At 41.0% G+C, this 24,496-nt stretch carries 26 protein-coding genes; all 26 read right to left on the bottom strand.

The features are described 5' to 3' along the window. Nucleotides 1–35: 35 nt before the first annotated feature. Nucleotides 36–503 carry a DUF2716 domain-containing protein gene (locus H2R00_RS15885; RefSeq protein WP_182069738.1) on the bottom strand — a complete coding sequence of 156 codons (468 nt, stop codon included), beginning with the start codon at nucleotides 501–503 and terminating at the stop codon, nucleotides 36–38. Nucleotides 504–586: 83 nt separating this feature from the next. Then, nucleotides 587–1,324, bottom strand: a complete 738-nt coding sequence (locus H2R00_RS15880) for a DUF2750 domain-containing protein (RefSeq protein WP_244958248.1) — start codon at nucleotides 1,322–1,324, stop codon at nucleotides 587–589. A gap of 25 nt (nucleotides 1,325–1,349) precedes the next feature. Continuing rightward, the gene (locus H2R00_RS15875; protein WP_182069737.1) at nucleotides 1,350–1,703 is read right to left on the bottom strand and encodes a YxiJ family protein; all 354 of its coding nucleotides are present in this window, start codon (nucleotides 1,701–1,703) and stop codon (nucleotides 1,350–1,352) included. A 55-nt stretch (nucleotides 1,704–1,758) separates the two neighbouring features. Next, on the bottom strand, nucleotides 1,759–1,914 hold the full coding sequence (locus H2R00_RS15870) for a hypothetical protein (RefSeq protein WP_182069736.1): 156 nt from the start codon (nucleotides 1,912–1,914) through the stop codon (nucleotides 1,759–1,761). A 191-nt stretch (nucleotides 1,915–2,105) separates the two neighbouring features. Continuing rightward, the gene (locus H2R00_RS15865) at nucleotides 2,106–2,780 is read right to left on the bottom strand and encodes a hypothetical protein (protein WP_182069735.1); all 675 of its coding nucleotides are present in this window, start codon (nucleotides 2,778–2,780) and stop codon (nucleotides 2,106–2,108) included. A gap of 237 nt (nucleotides 2,781–3,017) precedes the next feature. Further along, the gene (locus H2R00_RS15860; RefSeq protein ID WP_244958247.1) at nucleotides 3,018–3,491 is read right to left on the bottom strand and encodes a hypothetical protein; all 474 of its coding nucleotides are present in this window, start codon (nucleotides 3,489–3,491) and stop codon (nucleotides 3,018–3,020) included. A 14-nt stretch (nucleotides 3,492–3,505) separates the two neighbouring features. Next, nucleotides 3,506–4,264, bottom strand: a complete 759-nt coding sequence (locus tag H2R00_RS15855) for a hypothetical protein (RefSeq protein ID WP_154997508.1) — start codon at nucleotides 4,262–4,264, stop codon at nucleotides 3,506–3,508. 9 nt (nucleotides 4,265–4,273) lie between these two features. Further along, on the bottom strand, nucleotides 4,274–4,570 hold the full coding sequence (locus H2R00_RS15850) for a YxzC family protein (protein ID WP_315941042.1): 297 nt from the start codon (nucleotides 4,568–4,570) through the stop codon (nucleotides 4,274–4,276). Nucleotides 4,571–4,598: 28 nt separating this feature from the next. Further along, complete coding sequence (locus H2R00_RS15845; protein ID WP_182069733.1) at nucleotides 4,599–5,273, bottom strand: DUF7003 family protein; 675 nt, start codon at nucleotides 5,271–5,273, stop codon at nucleotides 4,599–4,601. A gap of 24 nt (nucleotides 5,274–5,297) precedes the next feature. After that, on the bottom strand, nucleotides 5,298–5,990 hold the full coding sequence (locus tag H2R00_RS15840; RefSeq protein WP_182069732.1) for a DUF7003 family protein: 693 nt from the start codon (nucleotides 5,988–5,990) through the stop codon (nucleotides 5,298–5,300). Between the two features lie 245 nt (nucleotides 5,991–6,235). Then, nucleotides 6,236–6,997 carry a hypothetical protein gene (locus H2R00_RS15835; protein WP_154997516.1) on the bottom strand — a complete coding sequence of 254 codons (762 nt, stop codon included), beginning with the start codon at nucleotides 6,995–6,997 and terminating at the stop codon, nucleotides 6,236–6,238. Nucleotides 6,998–7,378: 381 nt separating this feature from the next. Further along, nucleotides 7,379–9,319, bottom strand: a complete 1,941-nt coding sequence (locus tag H2R00_RS15830; RefSeq protein ID WP_182069731.1) for an ABC transporter permease — start codon at nucleotides 9,317–9,319, stop codon at nucleotides 7,379–7,381. Then, nucleotides 9,309–10,070 carry an ABC transporter ATP-binding protein gene (locus H2R00_RS15825; RefSeq protein WP_154999744.1) on the bottom strand — a complete coding sequence of 254 codons (762 nt, stop codon included), beginning with the start codon at nucleotides 10,068–10,070 and terminating at the stop codon, nucleotides 9,309–9,311. Before H2R00_RS15825 ends, H2R00_RS15830 begins: the two co-directional genes overlap by 11 nt. A gap of 100 nt (nucleotides 10,071–10,170) precedes the next feature. Next, nucleotides 10,171–11,175, bottom strand: a complete 1,005-nt coding sequence (locus H2R00_RS15820; protein WP_182069729.1) for a sensor histidine kinase — start codon at nucleotides 11,173–11,175, stop codon at nucleotides 10,171–10,173. 5 nt (nucleotides 11,176–11,180) lie between these two features. Further along, nucleotides 11,181–11,867: a response regulator transcription factor gene (locus H2R00_RS15815; protein WP_154999742.1), complete on the bottom strand. Its 687-nt coding sequence runs from the start codon at nucleotides 11,865–11,867 to the stop codon at nucleotides 11,181–11,183. A 110-nt stretch (nucleotides 11,868–11,977) separates the two neighbouring features. Then, a complete protein-coding gene (gene bglH, locus H2R00_RS15810) occupies nucleotides 11,978–13,387 on the bottom strand; it encodes an aryl-phospho-beta-d-glucosidase (RefSeq protein ID WP_182069727.1) in 1,410 nt (469 codons plus the stop codon). 40 nt (nucleotides 13,388–13,427) lie between these two features. Next, nucleotides 13,428–15,272 (bottom strand): beta-glucoside-specific PTS transporter subunit IIABC, encoded by a 1,845-nt coding sequence (locus tag H2R00_RS15805; RefSeq protein WP_182069725.1) that lies wholly within the window; start codon nucleotides 15,270–15,272, stop codon nucleotides 13,428–13,430. 328 nt (nucleotides 15,273–15,600) lie between these two features. Continuing rightward, nucleotides 15,601–16,143 carry a hypothetical protein gene (locus H2R00_RS15800; RefSeq protein WP_154999739.1) on the bottom strand — a complete coding sequence of 181 codons (543 nt, stop codon included), beginning with the start codon at nucleotides 16,141–16,143 and terminating at the stop codon, nucleotides 15,601–15,603. 18 nt (nucleotides 16,144–16,161) lie between these two features. Next, complete coding sequence (locus H2R00_RS15795) at nucleotides 16,162–17,151, bottom strand: penicillin V amidase (RefSeq protein WP_154999737.1); 990 nt, start codon at nucleotides 17,149–17,151, stop codon at nucleotides 16,162–16,164. 355 nt (nucleotides 17,152–17,506) lie between these two features. Beyond that, a complete protein-coding gene (locus tag H2R00_RS15790; RefSeq protein ID WP_154999735.1) occupies nucleotides 17,507–18,901 on the bottom strand; it encodes a hypothetical protein in 1,395 nt (464 codons plus the stop codon). A gap of 122 nt (nucleotides 18,902–19,023) precedes the next feature. Further along, nucleotides 19,024–19,191 (bottom strand): hypothetical protein, encoded by a 168-nt coding sequence (locus H2R00_RS15785; RefSeq protein ID WP_182069723.1) that lies wholly within the window; start codon nucleotides 19,189–19,191, stop codon nucleotides 19,024–19,026. Between the two features lie 199 nt (nucleotides 19,192–19,390). Further along, nucleotides 19,391–19,705, bottom strand: coding sequence for a YfzA family protein (locus H2R00_RS15780; RefSeq protein WP_154999733.1), 315 nt, complete (start codon nucleotides 19,703–19,705; stop codon nucleotides 19,391–19,393). A gap of 194 nt (nucleotides 19,706–19,899) precedes the next feature. After that, nucleotides 19,900–21,315, bottom strand: a complete 1,416-nt coding sequence (abnB, locus tag H2R00_RS15775) for an arabinan endo-1,5-alpha-L-arabinosidase AbnB (protein ID WP_154999746.1) — start codon at nucleotides 21,313–21,315, stop codon at nucleotides 19,900–19,902. 113 nt (nucleotides 21,316–21,428) lie between these two features. Next, the gene (locus H2R00_RS15770; protein WP_154999731.1) at nucleotides 21,429–22,871 is read right to left on the bottom strand and encodes a DEAD/DEAH box helicase; all 1,443 of its coding nucleotides are present in this window, start codon (nucleotides 22,869–22,871) and stop codon (nucleotides 21,429–21,431) included. A gap of 229 nt (nucleotides 22,872–23,100) precedes the next feature. Continuing rightward, on the bottom strand, nucleotides 23,101–23,697 hold the full coding sequence (locus tag H2R00_RS15765) for a hypothetical protein (protein ID WP_182069721.1): 597 nt from the start codon (nucleotides 23,695–23,697) through the stop codon (nucleotides 23,101–23,103). Nucleotides 23,698–23,720: 23 nt separating this feature from the next. Next, on the bottom strand, nucleotides 23,721–24,494 hold the full coding sequence (locus H2R00_RS15760; RefSeq protein ID WP_182069719.1) for a phosphate signaling complex PhoU family protein: 774 nt from the start codon (nucleotides 24,492–24,494) through the stop codon (nucleotides 23,721–23,723). Between the last annotated feature and the right edge of the window lie 2 nt (nucleotides 24,495–24,496).

The raw sequence follows: 24,496 nt of genomic DNA, 5'->3' as shown, positions 1-24,496 counted from the left end.
AGGAAGCCCATCGGATGAGTCCGACGGGCTTTTGATTATGCCTTTCTGAAAATAATCGGTGGATGATGTTCAATATGATAAAGGAGTTTTTCTCCATATAGAGTCATCGTTTTCCGCCAAGGGTCGCCAAGCACGCCCCATTCAAAATCACGCTGGAAAAAGAAATAGTAATCCCCATTCGGAAAAAGAGGAATCGGCCAATCCCCATATTCATCTTTAGGAAGCGGTCCGTGCGGATGAAACATATATCCTTCATGCTGCCAATCGAGCGCATACATCGTCTCCAGCGGACCTGTACACGCCTTGAAGGCCCCGATCATCTTCTCCTCCAAATCAGTAAGGAACCGGCCGTCTTCTTTAAACCCAGCGGACACATCATAGACAATATACGGCCGCGGCGGCTTCATCCTTGAACATTGAAGGCCGGGCTTCCATTTGACGATCCGATTCACCTTTGTCCACACTTCATCATTTTCCCGGCTGCTTAAAACGGTCCAGCTCAATGGGTATCGTTCTCCTTTGTCTGTTTGACCTTATTGGTTGGTTTCTGCTAGAGCGGATTTTGCTGCGGTTGATGTTTAACCCTTTAATAATTCTCCAATTCCGCCAAGATGTCTTCCAAGAGAGAATCGATCGGTAATATAATAGCGTCTCTTGAGTTGAAAAAGATGGACGGCTGAATCCCGTCTTCTTTCATGCCCGGCAGCCACTCATTCACAAAGTCTTCGAGATCGATCGGTCTGGCTGTGCATGCGCTCCATTCCTGTACTGCGCACAATTCGGCGTAGTCCTTGGCCGGCCAGAATGGAATCATTTTGCGGCCGTCATCATCCTCCGTCATCACCCAGCCGTCGCCATATAATGACCATACCTCTTCAAAATCGGCGATTCTTTTAATAAAATACTCGTACCGCTTCTCTTTCGAAGCCTTTAATAAAGCCTCGACCTCTTTTTTGTGGAGCCCTGGCACGATTCGCTCAATGCGTGAAACATCATATGTATGGCAATAAAATTGAAACGTCCCGTCTTCATAATCTTCAACAATATAATTGATATTCTCCCAGCCGGCGTTTAATTGATCGATTTTGAAACCGCCATGCCGGCCTTCAAAATCGGTTAACCGAACAGAAGAAACCTCCTTAAATGTCAATTCAATATGATAGCTGTCATTCTCATCTTCATAGAGAACCGTCATGTCGATTGAGCTGATGTCTTTCCCTTCATGAAATTCCTTGTAGTATTGAAACCGGATAATTTCTTTAATATGAACCGGTGAAAACTCCGGTATTTCCAGATTAAGCTTTTCGTGTTTGGACAACTCCACTATGGTCACCTCTGTATTGGTATGATCAAGTCTTCCTGCGGTTTATGATCGAACACAACAATTTCCTGACGTTTTCATGCATGGCTACCACATGAAAAGTCTCAGGGTAATTTTCGATTTTGTCTATTGGATAAACTTCAAAAAACGATTTTTCTAATGATTGGCGCTGCGCCTTAGGCATTTTTTTATCCGCCAAAACGTAACCTAAACTGCCGGCGACGAGCGCAAAATACTCGTAAAAATCCCCTGAAAAGCCGTGCCCGTCTTGTTCAAACGCATCCAAGTCGGCCGGAAGCGGCCCTGATAGGCGCCTGTCCGTATCATTCAGTTGATTTACAGTATCAGCATCAAGCCGATAATATCTGTATCTTTTCTTCATTGTCATTCACCCGCGGATCTTCAAAAATTTTGTTTTGTCAAAAGATAATTGGAGCTTAATCATTGCGTACATCGCGCGCTTTCCATTCAAGATATTTTTGTAATCCGCCCAAATACCGGCCTGATTCAATGTCATGATGCTTTCTGACTGAGTAGCATGGAAAGCCTGGAACGGCAGGGTTCGTCAGATGGACTTCTGAGCGAAAATCCAATTTGAAATTCCTTCTTCTTACCCACCTCTCCGGGCAGGATCTTATAGATAAAATGGCAGGCTTGTTCAAGGTATGCCTCATATTCACGGTTCGTGAAAATTCGTGAACCGTTAAAACACACCTCAGGATGAGTGCCATCAAACGCTAAATCAGACCAAATGTCCATTGTTCATCGTCCTTCACAATCACGTTTATATACTTTGAGCTTCGACTTTAAGAATATGACATGCCGGACAGAGCGAAAAATAAAGGATCACCTCTCCAAAAAACAAATCTCCATATTTTTCGTCGAAGTCATTCTCACCTGTTATTAAAGCGACAAACGTCATGTCTTGTCCGCATTCACAGCAAGTCAAATCAAGCTCGTCTTCTGCGAGCAAAGGCTTGCCAAATACGCGGCCAAAATATGCGGTCCCGAGTGCTGTAAAAATCTCATCGTACCTCTCTTCAGAAGTAGGATAATCTTCAGCTTCCATCTCGACAAGCGAAACCGGGACATGCCGCAACGGAGCCGGTATTTGATCTTCGTCATCAGCCTTTTCAAACTCTTCCTGTTCTTGTTTGATGACAGCTGCAGAGCGATTTTGAAAATCGAGCTTAAAAAATTGCTCCTCCCAGAGCATTGAACAATTTAAGCATGAAAACAAAACCAGTTCTTCACAGTGCTCCCCTCTCAACTCGCTCAGCCGGTCATCCTTTAAATCAAGACAAACAAGCTGATGCATCGGAGTCTCGCAGAGCCTGCAATTCGGCAGATTCCACTCATCCCCACCGACATGATGATGATCATCTCGCGGTGACTCTTCAAACATGATTTTATAGCCGATCGGTCGACTGAAGCTTTTTCCGTAAAAGATATGTTCCAAAAGGTTTCCTCCTAAGAAAACAAACTACCAATAAACGGGCTCGCACCCGTAATTATCCTCTTGATATAAATCTTCAATTCTTTTAATAAAATTTAAAGTGTCCCACAACCTTTTCAATATGTTTAGAATTTCAATATCTAATGCCCACCGGATTCTAAAAAGTAAGAACTCACCTCTTTTATTCAGTCCTTTATTATTATTCTGTCAGGGTAGAAAAACGCCTCCTTTGATAACGCTTTATTCCACGACATATACATCAGTCGCATCAAATTCAAACCAGATGACCTTCTCCTTTGATTCGATACGTACATCAACCTTTTGAGTCACGCTGTTAAAATATTTTTTATTGTGAACAGGGTCTGCTATTAAAACAACAAAATCATTGATTGAAGCAAGAAAAGAGAGGTATTCTGTCAGCTTACGTCTTTCTAGCAATTCTTCTTTAGTCAACATGCACTCAACGTGGATGAGCCTTTTTGATAGGGCATTTACAGTAAATTGTTTATCTTCAATGAATGGGATCATTTCCTCTATGAAACCGGGCGCTCCCATAACTTCGATAAGAATCTGGTTAAAATCGAGATGTTCAAAAAATGTAATGAGGTCATTATTTGACAGAAGATCGGATGAGTACAGTGAATGGTAATGCAGAAGGTTGATCACATCCAGATTTCCTATACTCGTCAAAGACTCGGTATTTAATTTACACACGGACCGCACTCCTTCTAGTTAATCCAGGTCAGATATGATAGCTTTTGTCTGCTTTCCTTCATAAAGTCACTATTTGCAGCATTCCGTTCTAACTCAAACAATTCTTGAATTGATATATCCGGAAAGGTTTCGTCTAATAAACGGTTTCTTCGATTTGTATACAATACACGAGCGAGCGGCTCATTATTTGAGCTGATAACCTTAAAGGTATAATCGATAATATAGCGTTCTTGTAAACAAACTGCCGCGAAGACGTGTTCTTTTAATAAGTCTTTCCCAATTTCTGCTGCAGCCGCCTCGTCCATTCCCTTGTAAACCTTATTGAACAGAATGCAGACCGCACTGCCTTCATACTCATCTATCATCTGCATGACATGAAAGTAAGTGTTATGCCTTTCAGGTACAATGATCTTATCCCCAATTTTATATTTTTGTCCTTTAGGAATCTTATAGTTCGCGATCTCTTCTTTAAAACTGTCGCGCAGTTCTTGAGAAACCATAAAGGAAGGATTATGCAGTTCATTTATAACCGCGGCCACTTCAAACACTTTTTGGCCATCCCGATAGGAAACTGAAGTTCCATCGGCTTCTGAATCAAAGGCTATCCTCCCGAATCCTCTTTGCTTTAATTCTTTTCTAATGAGAGAGACAGCCTGCTCCGTCGTTTCTTGATTCAATAATGCTGCCACATCTGCATAAAACCAATATTTTTTGATGACAGAGTCGGGAAAGTAGATATCTATTTTTCCTAATCGAAACGTTCGTTGCTGCACTTTCTCACCTCACCAAGGGCCGTTCCAGTATTCTTCTATCCAATCCTTTAGTTCCTCTTTATCATGCAAATATGTTTCAGGTGAATCCTTTAAATCGAATCCGCTTAGTAAAATCAACAAATTCCATACCCTCTCATCTTCTACTTCCGGATCGTCAGCGTATACATAACCCCCTGCCCAATCCGAAAGTTCCTCTCTGGTCATACCTCCTTTTAGCACCTCTTTCATTTTACAGATACAGTCCGATAATTCAGGTTTTTCCACATCTGACACCTCTTTTGTTATCGAATGTGATTCTCCCCACATAGTGTAGATATTGGCTTTCTTACATGCTTCAGTCGATATCGTAATCTTCCCACTTTTTCCAATCATTATTTGGGACTCCTGCACAAACCGGACATCGTCCAGTTTCAAGATATTCTGCAAATGATTGAAATGAAACCAATTCACTTGGGTTAGTTAAATAATCGGGATACTCCCAATTCTCTGTTTCGTATACTCCTTCATAATCGCATTGTAGCCCTAACTCATTTAGAAGATTTTTTGGTTTTATCCAAAGGGCCTCTCTAAAAGAAGGATCTTCAAACAGATTTCTAAAGTATGTTTTCCATGCTCCTTCTTTTGTCTGCTTTTGGTATCTGTTTCTCTGGTTAGCTTTTATACAGTAAAGATTCTCCGCAATTTCAATTTTGGATATTTCGCTTAATTGATCTAGATTACTTTCATAATACGTTACAAGCTCACCTGCTTTGGTCATTAAAGAGAAGTCGTCAATAATGATTAAGCTGTAGTTGTCTGAAAAACTGTTGCTGTATGCATGAATAGACAGAAAAGGCCCTTTATCATCTATTTGAAAGCATTGTATTGAAAGTAACCAATGTTCTTTATTTAAACGCATTAACGTACATTTACTGCCGATATAGTTACATTCGCGCCATTCAAAAATCGGTCGGTTTAATTCACTAAATTCATCGTCTAATAAACTAAGAATTTCTCTACTTTTAATCAATGTATTTCTCCCTTAAATACTTTTTTAAAAATAATGGACAGAATCTGTGTATGCCCACATTGACCACTCTGTGTTTCCATCGGCATGATCCGATAGATATGTTGCCTTTTTACGGCAAATTGCTTCGGCAATTGATTGAAAGAAAGGAGAAAGACTTGGCAAATCCTTTTCTGTTTCTGGATGTATCCACGTTTCTGTTGTATACAATGGGTCATACATTGACGGGAGATCAGCAGTTTGGAGCTGTTCATGTTTTGTCAGCCAGAGAGTGTCGAGAAATAAACGGTTCTTACTCATCTGCCTCAAACAGGTAATCCATTCATTCTCCGCATTAATATTTGCTTGCACTTCCTGCTCAATGAAAAAATGAAATACTTTCTCTCTAAGGACCACACTAAATGGATTTTTTGTGAAACCGGTTTCCACATCCTCCAACTCTAATCTGTTTCCTTTTTCACCCAAAAACATAAACGGCTCATCAACTAAAAAGCCTGCTTCATGATTGGTTAGTTGATTGCCCAGCGCATGAAAATCAATGGCCGGCCCCAATTTTGACAATCCGAACAACTGAAACGTCAAGAGCCAGTTATCCCCTTCAACAAATACCGAAAGTTTGCCTTTTGCGAAATCGAAATTTCCGTTATCAAGCAACGGAAACTCTCCCTTTTTGAATGAATCATCAAGCAATGCAAGAATCGCTTCTTTATTTTCGAGCACGATCATCACCTCCGTTGATGTCTTTGGCTAATTTAAATGTGTCACTTTTTAGTTTTTGATAAAATATATCTTTAGCATAACGTGTAATTAGATTTCTATTAATATAATCGTTTGGAAACTGATTTAAAATCATAAAATGCCATACCGCTAATCCAATTTCCGAAAGCTCATGGTTTTTTATGAGCGTTTAACAGATACCATGGCTACTCCTAATTAATATATCAAGCCACACACTGGATATTTATTCATGTTTCATACTTAATGATGTCTTCCATAGAAGTGCCGTTAAAATACTTAATTAGAATCTTCTCTATACATAAATGGCCAAATATTCCCATTGGGTTATAAATCGCCTTACCTGTTTTCTGATCTATTTCTGTTAACTCATCATCTCCGGCTAAGGAGCCATCTTTCCCTTCACTAATGAAATACCTTCCATCCTCATAAGTAATAAATCTTAATTTGGATTCATCATATTGATTCAACAAATCTTGAGTTGCTTTAGAAACAACCTTCCAATCATCTTGTAAAAAACCAGTGTAACTTGTATTTGCTACAAATAGCTTATTTTCTTCTTTTAGTAAATCAAGTATCATAGCTTTACTCAGCTTTTGATCTACAAAAATGTCATAATACTGAATTAGCACATCATCATCTTTACGTTTTGCCAAGTTTCCTTCCAAAACCCATGCATAGCTGTATTTATTTATCTCCTCTAAGGGAATCTCAATAATAGCGCCGGGCACAATTTTTGATAGGGACTTTGTTTTTTTTATTAAAGCTTTTATATCTGTAATTTGTCTTTCGTTTAGCTCCGGAAAAAATGAATCTCCATTTGTGTTCAGTACATTAAGCAGTGTTACGAAAAATTCATCTAAAGTGGGTTCCCTATCCAAATGCTTCTTGGACATTTTATAGAATTTCTCTACTGCTTCGTGAAGGATGTCCAATCCGTCATCACCGATCATAATGTTCTTGTTTTTATGTTCTTCTTCCCAAAACCCCAATAGAAAACTCCTTTCCACTTTTCCTTCTCTATTGTCTCTGACAGCAAGCATTCATAGCGTCATTTGAAATGTAGCCGTCCCCAAAAGAAAGACTACTCGCTCTTTTGCATCAAAATGGTTGAATCACAAACTCAAAATCAACGGTCTCTCTTTTTCAGCATGAATCACCTTTTCCATCGTTTAGCTTCATTATTATGTATATTTTAACCGATGCATAGAACTGTTACAATATTCCTAAAATATTTAAGGTATTAAAAACCAATAAAAATTACATTTTTTTATATTCATTTAGTAAAGCAAAAAAAGCTGCCCCCATTCGGGAACAGCCCTTTCATGCGTCTGATACTGCCGCCGGGCGACACGAGATTCCACACGACTCAGCTACAGCGCCGACTTGATCACCCTCTTGCCATAAAGAACGGACAGCAAACCGAAAATAGAATACAAGACGGTGTACAGCACCATCACGATGATCATCGGCGTCCGCACCTCTGCTCCGAATAAGAACCAGCCGGATTGGACAGCGAAGTAACTGTGAGACAGCCCGATAACCAATGGAATGCCGAAGTTATACATTTGCTTGATTCGTATCCCCTTCAGAAGGTCCCCGCGCGTGAAACCGAGTTTTCTCAAAATCGTGTAATTCGGTTTCTCATCCTCGCTTTCGTCCATTTGTTTAAAATAAAGGATGCATCCTGATGTGATCAGAAACGTTAGTCCTAAAAAACCTACAATAAACATGGCAAGGCCGAAAAGCGATTTTTGAGCTGTACTTGCATCGAGGAGCGATAAATGCTGATCATTTTGATTCACTGTTGCAAACAATTCATTTGCCTGCTGAAGCTGATCTTCATGTTTTAAATTGATCCCGTAAAAAAGGCTCGGCTTCTGCTGCAGCTTTGGATCTTTGTCTTGGTTCAAACGTTTAAACAGCGCATCATCCACAATGGCTACAGGCAATCCGCCGCTGGTAAAGTTGAAGGATAAGAGCGACTCTTTTTTCAAGCCTAAATAGTTTAATGGGATTGTCTCATGCCTGCTCTTTACCTTAACGGCACCGGTCTCTTTTAAAGCCATAAATTTCTGGAGAAGGTCGGTATATCCTGAGAAAATGACGTCTCCTTTATGCACGTCAATCCCGTCAATTTCTGCATCGCTGACCACGGCGAGGGGTAATTTCCCCGGGTCGCCAGCCATATTTTCAGGATCCCCTTCGACAACTTGTTCCAGATTGAAAGTCGCCTGAGTGACATGAACTTCTTTTTTGCTGTATGAAATGTTGTTTTTATCCAATAGTTGTTCGAACTGTTTTGCATCTTTTTGATTTGTCATGGCAAAGTCGGCCGCCACGCTTTGTTCAGCGGTTTTCTCCGCGGAGTAATACGAAATATAGCACAGGGATAACAAACCGATCGCCAGTGCCGAAACAGTGGTGATGATCGTTAATAATAGAGCGTTTGATTTCAGCCGGAACATGATCGATGAAAGGGACAGCACTTCATAAATATTTAAGTAGCCTCCTTTGCTTTTGCGGATGATGTTGGAGACAAAGCTGACCGATCCTTTATAAAAGAGGTACGTTCCGATAATAACGGTACCGAGAATAAAGCTCATCACATAAAACAGCTCATCTATGGTCTTGAACTTTCCGCTGAACAACTCAGTGGAAATATAATATCCCGACAAAATAAACAAGATGCCCAATAAGCCAATGATCATTTGAAAAACGGATATTCTCTTTACCTGATCTTCCGTAGCTGATGTCGCTTTAAATAATGATAAAATGCTTTGCTTTTTGATAAACGTATAATTCATCACCATCACCAGCAGGTAGATTCCGCAGAATACAATGACAGTTTGCACAAGCGCTTCTCCGGAAAAATTCAATTCGGCTTCAGCTTGAACATCTACTATTTTAAATAAAGTCATAAGCACGAGCTTTGAGATCGAAAACCCGGCAAACACCCCAATGACCAAAGAGCCGAAATACAGCATGACATTTTCCAAACTTAAGATGCGGAAGATTTTTTGCTTCCTCATGCCGATTAGCTGGAATAAACCGATTTCTTTGCTGCGCCGCTTAATAAAAATCGTATTGGCATACAAAATAAAAACCGCGACTACTGCCACAAGGAGAATGGAAGCTGCTTTCAAAGCCGCTGCGCCTTTTATCGATGCCTTCACTTCATCGATCGCCGGATCATACTGCAGCGTAACAAACGCAAAATAAAGCGCCACGCTGAAGATTAACGCAAACACATAAAGGTAATAGTTCCGTATATTCTTTTTCAGGTTGCGGAAGATCAGCTGATTAATGCTCATGCTGAACCCCGCCTAACACGCCTTGCGTCTTCATGATGTCCTGGAAGAACATCTGCCTGTCTTGTTCACCTTTATTCAACTGCGTATAAATTTGTCCGTCTTTAATGAACACCACTCTGCTGCAGAAACTCGCGGCGACGGGATCATGGGTGACCATAATGATTGTGGCCCGGCGCTTTTGATTTAACTGGCTCAGCTTGTTTAACAAGTCTGATGCTGATTTCGAATCAAGCGCACCGGTCGGTTCGTCAGCGAAAATAATGCTCGGTTCATGAATAAACGCCCTTGCTGCTGATGTGCGCTGTTTTTGCCCGCCGGAAATTTCATTCGGATATTTATTTTTCAGCTCGAAGATGCCTAATTCTTTCGCGACTTCCTCAAATTTTTGACCGGCTTCTTTTTTTGATATTTTCGTAATCGACAGCGGCAGAAGGATATTTTCTTTCACTGTCAGCGTATCGAGCAAATTGTATTCTTGAAAGATAAATCCTAAATGCTGCTTCCTGAACTCGGCAAGCTGTTTTTCCTTCATATTCGTCATCTCAGCTTGGTTGATGGCAATCGTTCCGCCGCTCACCTGATCAATGGAGGACAGAACATTGAGCAATGTTGTTTTGCCTGAACCTGACGGACCCATAATACTGACAAATTCACCCTTTTGGATCTGAAGGTCGATTCCCTTTAACACTTCGTGTTTATTGTGCTTATTTCCATAGCTTTTTCGTATTTTTTTCGCTTCTAAAATCATCATTTTTAAATCTCCTTTTTACTCGATATTTTCATTATAGAAAGGAGGGCAGCCGTTTTCCTTCGATTAAGCGAACAAAAAAGAAAAGCGTGTGACATTTTTGTCACACGCCAAGCACACGGGAAAATTCATTCCGCTTCGGAAAAATCAGCGTAAAGGTTGTACCCGCTCCCAGTTTAGAATCAACCTCGATATGAATCAGGAGCGGCTTTGCCGCCTTTTTCGTCAAGTACAGCCCCATTCCCGTGGCGGCATAATCATGATGCTCCATTGTTGATGTAAAGCCTTTGTCAAACACGCGCGGTTTATCTTTTGGATCGATGCCCCGTCCAAAGTCTTGAACTGCGAGATGCACCTGGCCATCCTGTTCATAGCTTTTAATTATAATATCGGATGCTTCGCTGTATTTCACTGCGTTTGTCAGCAGCTGCCTCATAATAAAAGACAGCCATTTCGCATCGCTGAGCACTTCCCCGGCCTCCAGCTGTATATCAAACCCGATCCCTTTTGGAATGCACCATGATTGCAAATCTTTTAGTTCTTTAAAGATCAAAGGTTTGAGCTTTAGGACTTCGAGGGACAAGTCATTTTCGATAAATGACATCCGCTTTTGATGAAGCTGGCGGTCGAGCAGCAGGTGGATGCGCAGCCATTCATACGCCAGCCTCGATTTTAATGAATGATCGTCGATCGTCTCCATGATCAAATGCATGGCGGTAAGCGGCGTTTTGACTTCGTGTATCCAGGCCATGAGTTCATCTTTTTCATTCTCCAATGCCATGCGATGCTGTGCCGCCTCTTTCTTTAACTGTTTCGTTTGCTCGGTGATGCTTTTTTCAATCATCTTTTCGAAAGGCGTTTCCGCCTCTCGAATGTTTGTCACATCGAGATTGTGATCCCATTCTTCAAGACTTTTATAAAACTTCGTTTCCTTCCGAAAGCGGACAAGTACAAAAACGATAAAAATAAACGAGGACAAATAGGTCATATACAAAATCGACGTAAAAGGAATGGATGCATCGACATAAGCGATAAACAGAAAAAGGATCTGCTGCAAGACAAATATGGCGATCCAGCTTCGCCTCTCGGTCAAAAATGCTTTCAGCATTCTCATCATCCTTCATCTTTCGCCATATAGCCTTGGCCGACCTTCGTCTCGATATATTGCCCCAAGTTCAAGGCATCGAGTTTTTTTCTCAAACGGTTTACGTTGACCGTCAGCGTATTATCGCTGACAAAGCGCTCATCGTTCCATAAACTTCTCATCAATTCTTCCCTGCTGACAATTTTGTTTTTTTGGTCGATCAATTGTTTTAAAATGAACATTTCATTCCTTGTCAGTTCAATCGAACCCGCTTTATTGCTGACGCGGTTTTGTTCGGGATCAACGGTTGCACCACACCACGTTTTCTTGAGAATTTCAGGCTCCGCATTATAGTCGTAAACACGGCGGAAAATCGCCTGGATTTTGGCAATCAGCACGTCAAAATGAAACGGCTTCTGAATATAATCATCCGCTCCGAACTGCATGGACATGACCATATCAGCAGGATGGTCGCGCGAAGATAAAAAGAGAATCGGAACGTTAGAACGGGAACGGATCTGCCGGCACCAATGAAACCCGTCATATTTCGGCAGCTGAATATCGATGATGACGCAATCGGGCTTAATCGCCGCAAACTCCTGCATCACTTCGCTGAAATCGTTGATGCCGTACACCTCGTATGACCACCCGGTTAACCGTTCTTTTATTTCCTGAAACAGCGATTCATCGTCTTCGATCAACAGCAGTTTAAACATTTGCCTCACCGCGCTTTTTATCTTTTTTCTAAGTCAAGTGTATAGCAAATCGTTTTCATGCGCTACAGAGAAAAAAAGAGCTGTCCTGTAAAGGACAGCTCTTTTAAATATCACAAACTCTCGCCATTCGTTTCGATCACATTTTTATACCAGTAAAAGCTTTTCTTTCTCGTTCTTGCAAACGTGCCGTTTCCTTCATTGTCACGATCGACATAAATATAGCCGTAGCGTTTTTTCATTTCGGCGGTGGATGCGCTGACAAGGTCGATCGGGCCCCATGATGTGTAGCCGATTAAGTCGACGCCGTCCGCGATTGCTTCTCTTACTTCTTTTAAATGATCGCGCAAATAGTTGATTCTGTAGTCATCTTGAATCGAACCGTCTTCTTCGACGACATCGACGGCGCCGAGCCCGTTTTCAACAATGAAAAGCGGCTTTTGATAGCGGTCGTACAATGTATTGAGCGTAATGCGGATCCCTTTAGGATCGATCTGCCAGCCCCATTCGGACGATTCAAGGTACGGGTTTTTAACCCCTCCGAGCAAGTTGCCTCCCGTTTTTGCCAAGTCTTCCGGATTCGTGCTCGCGACCATTGACATGTAATAGCTGAAACCGATATAGTCGACGGTGTTTTCCTTCAAGATGTCTTCATCACCTGCAGCCATTTCAATCGTAATTCCGTTTTCCTTAAAGAAGCGCTTCATATAACCCGGATAAGCCCCGCGTGCCTGTACGTCCGAGAAAAACAGCGTTCTTCTCTCATTCTCCATCGCGGCGAGCACATCTTCCGGTTTTGGGGTCATCGGGTATGTCGTCGTTGCGGCAATCATGCAGCCGATTTTAGCGTCCGGAATGATGTCGTGCCCCGCTTTAACGGCAAGAGCGCTTGCGACAAATAGATGGTGCGCCGCTTGGTACATCGCATTTAACTTGTTTTCGCCTTCTTCAAATACAAGGCCTCCACCTGTAAACGGCGCATGCAGAACCATGTTGATTTCATTGAATGTCATCCAGTATTTCACTTTGTCTTTATAGCGGGTGAAAACCGTTTTCGCATAATGTTCATAGCACTCGATCACTTTCCGATTTTTCCAGCCGCCGTATTTTTTAATCAGACCGAGCGGCATTTCGTAGTGGGATATCGTCACTACCGGCTCAATATCATATTTTAATAGCTCATCAAAGAGGCGATCGTAAAATTCGAGTCCCTCTTCATTCGGTTCAGTTTCATCGCCGTTTGGAAAAATCCGTGTCCAGGCGATCGATGTCCGGAACGCTTTAAATCCCATTTCGGCGAAAAGAGCGATATCTTCTTTGTAGCGATGGTAAAAATCGATGCCTTCATGATAAAGGTTCAATGACTCCATCGACTCATCGAATGGATACATGACACCGTTCGGCGACACATCGGCTGTCGAGAGTCCCTTGCCGCCGACATTATAGGCGCCTTCCACTTGATTTGCAGCAACCGCTCCACCCCATAAAAAACTTTCAGGAAACTTTTTCGTTTGTTCAGTCATATCCTTTCACCTCATCCAAATTTGTCAGGCTTTCCTCTTTCTACGCCAGCGCGATCAGCGCTTCCTCAATGTCAACGCTTTCATCCGTTTTCAAAGGCTTGATCGACTGGTACCGGTCCGTATTTGTAATGATAACCGGCGTGATCAACTGATAGCCTGCATCCTTAATCGCATCCATATCAAATGAGACAAGCTGGTCTCCTGGCTTTACTGCGTCGCCTTTATTGACATGCACAGTAAAGTGCTCCCCGTTTAATTTCACCGTGTCAATTCCGATATGGATAATAATTTCCGCTCCATTGTCGCTTGTGATGCCGAGGGCGTGCTTCGTTTGAAAAACGGTTGTGATCGTGCCTGATACCGGCGACACCACTTTGCCTTCTTCAGGCTCAATGGCGACGCCTTTTCCCATGACTTCTCCTGAAAATGTCGCATCATCCACTTCACTCAATGCTTTGACTTCGCCTTTCAGCGGGCTTTGAATGATCTCACTACCGCCAGCCGTAGAAGGAGCAGCCGCCGGTTCATCGGCTTCATCTGACGGAATGTCTTCAAATCCCAATACAAAAGCAAACGCTGTTGCGGCAAAGAACGCGATGACGATCCCGATCGTTGCCTGTATAAAAGTCGGGCCGATAAACGTCGTAATTCCAGGCAAACCGACGTTTCCGCCAATAATATATGCTGCTACGCCGGTGATGCCGTAAAATGCTCCTCCGACAGCGGCGCCGAGAAGCGCGGAGACAAACGGCTTTTTCAGCCTCATGTTGACACCGTACATCGCCGGCTCTGTAATCCCCATCAAAGCCGTGATGCTTGTCGTCAGCGACAATGATTTGAATTTCTTATTTCTGGATCGCAGGAAGACGGCAAATGACGCGCCAGCCTGCCCCATATTCGCCAAGAACATCGCAGGTATCAAATAATCGTAGCCGTTTTGCGTAATGTTGTTGAACATAACCGGAATGAAAGCATAGTGCATTCCTGTCATGACGATCAGCGAGAACGTTCCGGCTAAAAGGATCATCGTGATTAAACCGGCGTTTTCAAATAAACCGTTTACACCGATTGACAGATAGTTCCCTGCAATCGCACCGAGCGGACCGACTGTAATTAATGTGACAGGCACGACAATCAGCAGCGTCAGCGTCGGTACAAAAATCATCTTTAACGAAGTCGGGGTGACTCTGTCAATCCATTTCTCAACATAAGATGCAATCCAAATCGCGAGCAGGATCGGAATGACGGTTGACGAATAAGTGGCAGCGGTTACAGGCAATCCGACAAAGGAAATGCTTTTTCCTGAACCGAGGAGCGCTGTCAGATCGGGATGCAGAATCGCCGCTCCAATCGCCGCCGCTACATAAGGATTGCTGCCGAATTTTCTCGCGGCGCTGACCGCCAGCAAAATCGGCAGGAAGTAAAATGCTCCGTCGCCGATGGCCGATAAAATGGTGTGGACCTGGCTATTTTCGCTCATCCAGCCGAACGTGACGGCGATCGCAATGATCCCCTTGATCATACCCGCTCCGGCGATCGCCGGGAGAATCGGCGTAAATACACCTGATATCACATCAAAAATGGCGGACAGCACGTTTTTCTTTTTGCCAGCTTGCTGCTCGCCCGCTTTTTCATCGCTGAGCCCGCTGTTGGCAATGATCGCTTTATACACCTTAGGCACATCATTTCCAATGATGATTTGAAACTGCTGGCCGCTGATGTTGGTGCCCATTACAGCCGGCAGACTTTCCAGTTTCGCGCGGTCTGCCTTCGCGTTGTCATAAAGATTGAAACGCAGTCTTGTCATGCAGTGAATCACGCTCTGTACGTTCTCTTCACCGCCCACGAGTTGTAAAATGTCCTTCGATACTTTATTATAATCCATATGAGTACCTCCTCTTTTGGGGGAATCTGCCGGACTGAAGGTGGCCGCCTTCACCCGGCTTTTTTATTGCCTTTCTGCCGCAAAGAATTCTCGGAATCTCACATCACCTCCTTATTTTGGGTATAAAAAAAACCTAAATTACGCCGGCTTAACGGGACAATCTCCCAGAAAGCTGTACGCAACTTAGGTTTTGCCTGCAAAAGCAGTAACAATCCATAAGAAACTTGCTGATATTAGTTTGTAACTATACTTTAGCACCCGTTTTTGTTAATGTCAACGCTTTCATTACAAATGTCTCATAAAAAATAGAATACATGAAAACTAAAAACTAAGACTTTGTACCTTCATTTCTTCGTTTTCTAGCTTTCGCCGCCTTTTTCATAAGCAATGCAGGATTTCGCCTTGCTTTCCTTCGCGCGGCCGGCTGTACAACTGCCTCTTTCGGTTCCTGCTGCTTATGAAGAATGAATCCGGCAGCCATAAACGGAATCCCTGATAAGTTCGTGAAAATGTTTTTAATGCCCATTGCTAAAATAAAAGATCCCCATGGAGAAAACGGATCTTTTTTGATTTTCACGTAAGCAGCGATTTCCAGGGCAATAAAAATGATCGACTGTGCTAATATCACTATCAGCAAGCTCAAAATGAACAAGAGGCCCAAATTAAACAACGTGCCTGAGTAGATCATCAATTTCAGCGCAGCTACGAAAGTCCCAGCCTCCATATATCCGTCCGTGACATTTGGATTCCAAACGGCATAAGCGTCAAACTGATGTTTGAAATGAAAAAACAAAAATAATATAAACAACCAATATATGCTATGTAAACTGATGCCTAATAAAATAAGTCTGTTTGCTGCTTTGTTTTGCAATGTTGTTCCTTCTTTCGTTTATGATTGAAGAGAATGAACCGTCTCTTCCTGCTTTGACTGAAACACCTTTAATTCGTTGCTGTCCAGGTCTTCCTGTAATAAACAAACCTTTTGAATCTGCCTGTTTTGATAATGGTGAAAATAGTAGCTGCACGTCTCGCTGCACATCACCGCCGTATATTGGGTGTAATCGTCTTCGCCATTGTCAGTCATGACAATCCCTTTGGGAATATTCATATTGGAGAGAATATGAAACGCGGCAGAGACGCCTTCTGTTTCATCGGACACAGGCTTCATGTGCTCTTTCAAAACTGCAGCCCTGACAAAACGGGATGGCGGTGTAAAGTCTCCCGGCAATCCGGACAGCCCGGAACCTTGACCGAAAGCCGACAGCGTCATGTCTCCCATTTTTTTCGCGGCAAACTGTCCCGGCTGAAGACCGATATAATTGCGCAAATTGGTCAAATGCCAAGGAAAATCCGGGCTGTTCGTCAGCACACCGACCGGATTTTCATGAATTTGAATACCGCCGGCCGCCGGTTCAACAACGACGCTCGCACCGGAGCGGTCCGTTAATAGCCAATGAAGCGGCGTCACCGTGCTCAGCAAACTGACCTCTCTCTTCACAATGTTTAAGGAAACAGCCGCTTTTTTCACATCCTCCAAATCGCCGCATTCCGACAGCACCCATGTCACAAATTCGTGCGGCGCAAGATTGCGGCATTGCTCTTTCGTCTCGCTTTCATACACAGCATAGCCCGGGAAATAAAGCGCCGCGCAAGACAATCCTTTTTCATTCACACCGTCGGCAAACAGAGCATTCTTAAGCCTTCTGCCCATCCCGATAAACGCATACCGACCGGCATGCTCGCAGCCGTCCGCTTCACTTTTCCATTTGTAACGCCGCGGATGCAACAGCACTTCCCCATTAAGCTCAAAATCAAAATCCATCGTCCTCGCCAATAAATGCTCCCGACCCGCAGTCGTCAACGTGATACTTGTACACATTGCGCTCCATCCTTTTTGTTTAATATTACACTTCGTGAACTATTTTTATGTTATCGAATTGGAAAAGATTCGTCAAAATGAAAGGGGTTAAAGAAAAAAGCCGAGATGAGATCTCGGCTTGCAGCTTAAATATATTCTAATTCCTCTAGTGCTTCTAAATAGTACTGAAAATCTTCATTCTCAATTTCAATTATACTTTCGTGTACTCCCATTAAAATGGACAATTCCTTTCGCATTCACCTTGAATTGTAAAATGATTCGTTGTTCTTTTATCTTTGCTGCCCACAATAAAATTTATCCGACAGCCTTCATTTATATCAACCTCACACCTTTGCACTTTACAATACACAATATCTCAATCACATTTCTTCAGCAGTGCATTTAAATGAGTGTAATTCTTTTTAAATTGAATTCTTTCAAAATTTTCTTTAGCCTTCAATTTATTTTCCTGGTTTAAATAACATATCCCTAATATATAGTATTCCTCATCCTTATATTTTTTCTTATTTTCTAATATTTCGATTATTTCTTCATATCTAGGTTGATCTAGTTTTAATTCATAGTGGATAAAAACTTCATCTATATCTAACCATACAAAATCAGAGTTATTTTGATCATTTTTAATATCCCTAATCAAGCTGACTATTTCTCTTAAATTATTATGTTCATCTTTTTCAATGAGAATGTTCACTAACAACATTTTAGAAAATTGTACTTCATCTTGTTTTTCTATAGCTTGTCTCGCTAACATTTCAGCCTTTTCAATATCCGGTCTTAGACTTCTATACAAGATCAAACTTTGAAAAGCAAAATCATGCTTAATCAAAGTACTTACATTGCCGTCAATATGCTGTCTAATCTTAATTCTTTCACAATCTTCAGGTGAAAAAAAGTTCCATGCAAAAATTATATCTGCACCTTCGTTAATTTTTTCAACTAGTTCTTGGATAGTAGTTATTATTCTTTCTAAAGAGAAATAAATTGTCACAATACATAATAGTATTTTTTCATAGGAGTCATTCAAACTAACAGCAATAGTGGATATTGATATCGGAGCAAAAAGACAATATAAAATTAACTTTCTTGCTAATTTATCTTCTTTCAATTCAGCTAAATTCATCCAAATCAATACATATATTGATATCCAGATAAGAAAAATCAACAAAAAAGAGAGGTATTTCTCAAGAACAAAATAAGATAAATATGATCCAATAAAGCAAAATAGGCCAGCAAAAATAAGTTGTTTAAGATTAAATTGTACATTTACACAGGATATTCTTAGTATAGAGCTTACATAACCGATTATCCTCGGCATGTCTCCTTTAACCGGTTTTTTTAGTAGGACTATTCCTACAGCTATTAACAAAACAATTAAAATTACGGTCAACAGTGTTTTAAAGTCAATGAATAGTGATATTGATAGCATTTTTGAAATTAATATCTGCTGGTCAAAAATCATCTTTTCAAAAACTATATTTGAATCTATAGGGTTCAAAAAAACATATTTTATGTAGAAAAAATTATTGATGGTGAATTTTAAGATCTCAATGATTATTGGCGTGATCATAAGAAATATATAAAATATTCCTGCTATCAGATAGCTTAAAAATAAAATGCCCAAAAAATTTGTTAATAAAACTGCATTCTTTCTTATAAAATGTTTATCGGAATTTTCAAATTTTGTATTTAGTTCAATTAAATAATTTGAGAAAGAATCCAAACTAATGATTAATAATTGCCTTTTAGTCATATTGTCTCCTCAAAGTAATTTCAATATTCTTTTGGCTCTGTTAAAGTATAATGTTGATTTACTTATAAACAACGGAAACCCCAAATATATGGAAGTTCTATTTTTATAATAGGTTTGTTCAACTAACGCAAAACCTTTGGTTTTTTTTCTATCTGTTGTTTTAACCAATCCAGATATTTATTTTCATCTCCAGAATCTTTATCTGTACCAAAACTAACAATGAAAGAATCTTTACGAAAAGGTATAACATAATCCTTATGTTTACTTATATTAATTGGTATGAACTCCATTATTCTCTCCTCCCCATTTGAAGGAGTATTAGCATTAAATTGGTCACCAAAATTTGTAATCCTTTTTGCATTAACCTGATCCTTTAGACCCAATAAAAAATGCGATACCCTCTTTATTGAAGTATCCCACCCAATAGTCTAAGTAAAACTCTTCTCAAACTTTATTCATTTTAATAAACTATATTTATTTTTAATCACGTTATTTAGAGTTATTACTACGGTGTCTAGGCGAAAATACGTTTTTTAATGCACTTATTATTCCAGGCACAAGAAAGAAGACGCCAAAAAAGACAGTAAGTAAATTTAATTGTGGTGTTTCATAAAAAGTAAACCATTCTATAAAAATTGACGATTCCGTAATTCTCCCAAATAGTGTTCCATCAATCTCTCTATAATTAGGTAACCATCCTGTTGTTTCAAATGTAATAAAAATTATCTGTGACAATAAAAATACACCAATTTGAGAAACCCAATATTTTTTCAAAAATGGAACACTTTTTTGCTTTTCAGCCAACTAAATATCCCTCCCTGCATTAGATAACATTTTATTTTGATATACGGAAAATTAAAGAATAATTTTCAACAACAGACTTTAACAGAGCCATTCTTTTAAACAAAATTATACTCTAATTAGAGATTTCATCCAATATAATTTCCAATGTATAAACTAAAAAGAGGGAAGCTAAAAATATCTCCCCCCATCATTATTTATCTATACATGCTTCCCCAAACCGCATCTCCCTCACGAGACAACGCACTAAACGTCATCACCTTACGCTCAGAAGCCGCATCCCACTGACGCAAAAACACGCCATCGTAGGTTTTTCCGTCGATCTTGAGTTCTATTTTGTTGTCTCCCGTGTTCTTCCACTTCCCGGACACTGCTCCTGTTATTTTGCCATTTTGATTTAAGCGGATTTCTTTCGATTTTTTGATATCTGCGGAGATGTCTTTACCGTGCCTCACCAATTCGTAGTCGCCAATCACATCTGACTTTTTCACCCTTTCGAGCTTCTCTCCGGCATAGCGGTGAGGGGCGACAACCGGCCAGCCTTGTTTGTTCATCAGCAATTGGTGGACGCGGACTTCGTGCTCCTCGCCCCGTCCCGGGAAGCGGGTGTGGAAGATTAAATACGATTTGCTGCTTTTTTCATCGTAAAAGGCAGAGTTATGGCCCGGCGATACATAGCCGTTTTGATTGCTAAATGAGAAATTTCCCATCAGTTTAACACCGTACGGTTCGATTGAACGATCGTCAAAAAACGTTCCTTCTTTGCCGCGGACGTCAATCATCGCGTGGCCTTCTGCATCATAATAAGGGCCGTCAGGGTTTTTGGAGCGGGCGACGCGAATGTTGTACCCGCCGTCAGCGGCAAGTCCCCCGAAGGACATGTACAGGTAGTAATACTGCGTTTCAGGATGGTAGAGAATGTATGCGCCTTCAATCCGGCTGTGATTGCCGCCGATCAGCTTTTTGCCGTACCCCTGTCCCGGAAGCGGAAGTCCGGTTTTCTTATCCATTTCTAAAATAAAAATTCCCCCGGAATAGGAGCCGTACACCATCCACAGTTTTCCTTTTTGATCAAAGAATGTATGCGGATCGACGACATTTGGGTGCTTTGTCGCGTCATAAGGCGTGCCGTCATTGCTGATCCCGTCCATTCCCGACTTTAGGAAAATGCCTTTATTTTTGTACGGGCCTTCAATGTCGTCTGCGACAGCAAGCCCGAGGGCAGATCTCGGAGAATCCCCGCGGCAGGCGTTGTAATACATATAAAACTTGCCATCCTCAAGCTGGGTGACATCAGGTGCCCACAACGTATCAGATTCAGCCCATTCAAAGGTTTCTTTTAATTCTTCATAGACGTTCGGAATCAGAGGATTGCCGTCGTGAACACTCGAGGAAATTTGCGTCCAATTCATCAGGTCCGTCGATTTGGCCGAAGCTAAATGGGAGCCGAAGACATAGTATGTGCCATTCGCTTTAATTATCGATGGATCATGTACCGTCACTTCTGAAAAAACAGGTTTTTGAGTTTGTGCAGAAGCTTGGTTTGGCGCGAAACATGCAGCCATGATGAAAAGCAATGCAAGGACTTGGATGAAATACTTTTTCATATTCATTTGTTCTCCTTTCTTTTCAAGCGCTTTCATTTTTTGACAATCCATCATATGCTGCTTATCCAAGGTTTATTACGAACAAAAAAGCTCCCGACAAAGTCGGCAGCCTGAGTTTATTACCTCGCTTTATGCACTTTCAGCAATTTCCCTTTCACGGTCGTATTTTTCATCGCATCTAAGACGAGCGGCCCTTTGCCGTTTAAAATTTCAACGAATGAACCTTGCTCTTGTATCGTGATAATCCCAATATCCTCAGCGGAGACGCCATCAATTTTAGCAATCGTTCCGACGAAATCAACAGCTCTCAGCTTCTTCTTTTTTCCCCCGTTAAAGTAGAGCCTCATGATTTCCTTATTTAACGATTCGCTCTTGTCCTGTTTAAGCTCCGGCTTCCTATTGATTTTCTTTTGAAACGCTGCTTTTGCCCGTGCAATTTCTTCTTTTGACGGCGCCTCAATCATAGGAATATGAAAACCGATATAGTCTTCAATGTCAGCGATCATCCTCTTTTCACGCGGACTGGCAAGAGTAATCGCTTTTCCCCGACTGCCGGCTCGGCCTGTTCTTCCGGTACGATGCACATAGCTTTCTTGATCTAATGGCAGCTCATAGTTGATGACATGTGTGATGTTCTCAATGTCGATCCCTCTTGCCGCCACATCTGTCGCGATTAAATAGCGAAACGCTCCCCGTCTAAAGCGGTTCATCACGGCAAAACGATCCTCCTGAGGCATGCCGCCGTGAATTTTCGCGCACGGATAACCCAAAACGGATAGGCGCCGCTGCAACTCATTCACTTGCTCCTGTGTGCGGCAAAAGACGATGCAGCTGTCCGGGTTCTCAACAATGAACAGATCCACTAAAAGCGAAAATGAATCATTTTCATTTACAATGATCAGTTGATGCTCGATGTCTGCGGTTGTCGTACCGCCTGCTTTAATCTCGATTTTCAAAGGGTCTTTCATATATTGAAGGGATAGCTGCTCCACATCCTCCGGAAAAGTTGCTGAAAACAGCATCGTCAGCCGTTTTTCAGGCAAATGGCGGATGATCGCTCCCACTTGATCGATAAATCCCATATTCAGCATTTCATCGGCCTCATCGATGACAAGGTATTTCAGTTTTTCTAATGGAAGGGTTCCTTTTTCAATGTGATCCAATACGCGGCCCGGCGTCCCGACAACGATATGGCATTTTTGCTTGAGCTCTGTTTTTTGCCGTTCAAAGGATGACTTCCCGTAAACAGCCGCTGCTTTTATTCTTTTATAGCGGCCGATGTTCGTCAAATCCTCTTTAACCTGAGCGGCAAGCTCGCGCGTCGGTGTCAAAACCAAGGCTTGTGGTTTGTTCTCTTCCCATTCGGTCAGCTCGCAAAGCGGAATTCCGAACGCGGCCGTCTTCCCGCTCCCCGTCCGCGATTTCACCACAACATCCCGCTTTTTAAGCACCGCGGGAATCACTTCGCTCTGCACCGCAGTCGGCTGCTTATACCCTAAATGATCGAGCGCTTTCGTAATATCGCCGCTTAATGCATAGTCTCTAAAACTGGCTTTGCTCATGAATGAACTCCTTTTGGTCATATGATTTCCAGTGAATGACGGTGTTATGAATGTGATTATACGCTAATCTTTCCGGATTTCAAAAGGACATGAAAAACGGGCTGTAATAATCGCAGCCCTAAGAAACACCCTAATTAACTTATAAAGCTGTTAACACAAAAGAATGAATTGCTGCTCAGAGAAAAGAATCGGTTTTTTCACCTATAACTATTTAATTCCCCTCTAATATTTAATACATAGAGGATATTGAAGCTATAGAAAAGACTAACACTATGATAAAAACAATTCCCATTAAACGCTGCAATAGAAAAGGCAGACGGGCTAAAACAACCTGGACTTCATAATTAATTGCCCAAGCAATAAATAAGAAATAGCGTAAAAAATCGTTTATCCATCCACTTGACTCTTCATATATATTAAATTCATACTGTTTTATCACCCAGTTAGGAAATAGCAATGAAATAATTGCCATAATGAAATTTATAGTAAGAGACATATACAATAAGGCGCTTGGGTATGGAATGTGTTCCCTTAAAACAAAACCTAAAAATAAACTTATAGCAATGACGGTAATAGTACCTACTATTAGGTTTGATTTCTTGAATATTTTTTTCCTCGGACTAGCATATATTTTTTTTGTATTAAAACCGTACACCAAAGAAAGTAAAACCAAGAAACATTCCGCGAAAAATATAAATAAAAATAATGAGATACCGCTGTCATCTCGATTCCAATATGGGATGTTTATCAACAAAAGTACCACTAATAACATGAAAACTGCATTACTTCGCATCCAAAAAATACCGCTTTTTTTTATAGAAAACATAAATCCACTTGTCCTTTCTTTTTCTACAAATCAAAAAACTCATTCATTGTATTTACTATTTTCTCGAAATATTCATTTACTGCCACAGGCTGAAGAAAAAGTGAACCGGTTTTTTTTATATTCTCATAATCTAAATGCCAAATAAAATCATCACTTCTTAATAAGAATACAGCTTGATCTAATCTTGATTGGCTTGTAATATAGTCGCTTTCAAAAAATGAAATATTATCAAGCTCTTGATTGTTTTTTAGAAAATCAAAAGAGAACTGACTAATAGATGGGTGAGTTTTTGGATCCTCCGCCATTCTTTTAATAACCTCAGCTTCTACTTCGTGAAATTCATCAAATGAATCATCATCCATTTCAAAAATTTCATGTTCTGGGTTTTTATCCGTATATGAATGATAAAATGTTTTCAACATTTCTAAAAACGACTCTCTGCTTCTTAAAATCGAAAAACTATGATTTTGATTTTCTATCTCCTGCACAATGAGTTCATCTTTTTGAACATGATGTACAATCAACACTCTTTTCCGATGGATACAGCGAACTTTTCGCTTTGATTGAATGAGTAAGTGAATCAGGTTTTCTAACCCTTTTTGTAAATTAGATTCTGTGTCATCATCCCAATATCCTCTTTGTTTTAAAAGATTTTCGGTTTGAATTGAAAATGGTTCAATGTCTTTTTCATCTTGAATTATCTTCTGCTCATTAATAATATCCTCAGCAGCTTTTTCATATCTGCATAATAACAATGCGGCAACAAGTTCATTAGTAGTTAATATAATTTTAGACACTT

Origin of the sequence: Bacillus haynesii, assembly GCF_014042035.1 — a bacterium.
Lineage (GTDB): Bacteria > Bacillota > Bacilli > Bacillales > Bacillaceae > Bacillus > Bacillus haynesii.
Note: the sequence above shows the minus strand (reverse complement) of the source record. Positions and strands in the feature narration are given on the sequence as shown.